Source organism: Neisseria sp. P0021.S005, assembly GCF_051956955.1.
The window spans coordinates 1-1,550 of record NZ_JBQCWY010000708.1 but is presented as its reverse complement, the minus strand read 5'-3'; the positions used below and the strand labels follow the sequence as shown (position 1 = coordinate 1,550).

The following is a 1,550-nucleotide window of genomic DNA, read 5'->3' as shown; positions in this document are numbered from 1 at the left end:
AAATCGGCGCACCCATCGGCTTGTCTTATTTTCTAGAAGCCAGCGCGTTTTCGTTTATCGTCTTTTTGGTGGCGCCATTCGGCGAAGATTATGTCGCCGCGCAACAAGTCGTCATCAGCCTGTCGGGCATTTTGTATATGGTTCCGCAAAGCGTCGGCTCTGCAAGCACGGTACGCGTTGGCTTTTCGCTCGGACGGCGCGATTTTTTGCGGGCGCGTTATATTTCAGGCGTGTCGCTGGTGCTGGGCTGGGTACTTGCCACCTGTACCGCGCTGCTCTTGGTCATCTTTCGCTTTCAGTTGGCCGGTATGTACACCAACGATGCGGCAGTATTAGGCATTGCCGCGACCGTTTTATTTTTTGCCTCCCTATTCCAACTGGCAGATGCTACCCAATGTATCGCTTCATATGCGCTGCGCGGCTATAAAGTGACCAAAATGCCGATGTTCATCCATGCCGTGGCTTTCTGGGGTTGCGGCCTGCTGCCCGGCTACCTGCTTGCCTATCATGTCGATATGGGCATTTACGGCTTCTGGACCGCGCTGACCGTTTCCCTGACGATTGCCGCCATCGCATTGGTATGGTGCCTGGAGCTTTGCAGTAAAGAGATGGTCAGATCGCATAAGGTCGTCTGAAATTTCTTTCAGACGACCTCCATTGATATTTCATTTACGGCTTATTCACTTTTAAGGGAAAAATGTTTTCAACTTCCATTATAGAAAAACTTGCTTACTATGTTTATTGCTTGATTGATCCTAGAGACGGCAATATTTTCTATGTAGGAAAAGGCATAGGCAATCGCGTTTTCCATCATGCCCTAGGTTCATTACAAGAAACAGAAACGCCAAGTGATAAAATTGCCTTGATTAGGGAAATACATCAAAGTGGAAACCAACCCGTGTATTACATTCTGCGGCACAACATCCAAACAGACAAACAGGCTTTTGAATATGAAGCGATGGCAATAGACCTACTCTCCTTAGTCAAACCGAGCCAGCAGCCGCTGACTAATATTCAAGGCGGCACACATTCTTCTGAAGTAGGATTGATGAGCTTATCCGAATTAAAACGAAAATATGATGCGCAAGAATTGAAAACTGATAAACCTATTGTTTTAATTACGATTAATAACGAATACGAGAAACTGAAAAAAGACATTAGATCTGGGAATATTCCTGAAGCCAATAGGGATAAGGAAATTTACGAACGCACACGGAAATATTGGAAAATCGGAAGCCGACGTGAAAAAGCAAAATATGCAGTTGCAGTCTATCGCGGCTGGACATTGGCAGTGTATGAAATCGAAAGATGGATTTCTGCCGACGATATTATTCAAGGTCGTTGGATGTTTGAAGGCAAGCCGTTACCAGAAGGCTCCGACATTTATGAAGAAATCGTGAATAAGCTGACCTATTCTTCCCAAGAAAATTATAAAGCGCCCCAAAACCCCATTACCTATCGTAATTGTTAAATAGTAAGTTTTCAGACGACCTGAATCCACAAAATCACAAATCATCATGCAACCCATCCAATACCAAACCGACCTCACC

Annotated in this window: 2 protein-coding genes; both read left to right on the top strand. The window is 45.1% G+C overall.

Features of this window, described 5'->3' with window-relative positions:
- A partial coding sequence (locus ACTHUE_RS18560; protein WP_440403177.1) for an MATE family efflux transporter occupies window positions 1-635 on the top strand: 635 nt, incomplete at its 5' end.
- Between the two features lie 62 nt (window positions 636-697).
- The gene (locus ACTHUE_RS18555) at window positions 698-1,471 is read left to right on the top strand and encodes an LEM-3-like GIY-YIG domain-containing protein (RefSeq protein WP_107791825.1); all 774 of its coding nucleotides are present in this window, start codon (window positions 698-700) and stop codon (window positions 1,469-1,471) included.
- Window positions 1,472-1,550: the final 79 nt, after the last annotated feature.

Excerpts from the sequence above, each read along its gene's own strand:
- ACTHUE_RS18555 (WP_107791825.1), top strand. The coding sequence starts at position 698 with ATGTTTTCAACTTCCATTATAGAAAAACTTGCTTACTATGTTTATTGC.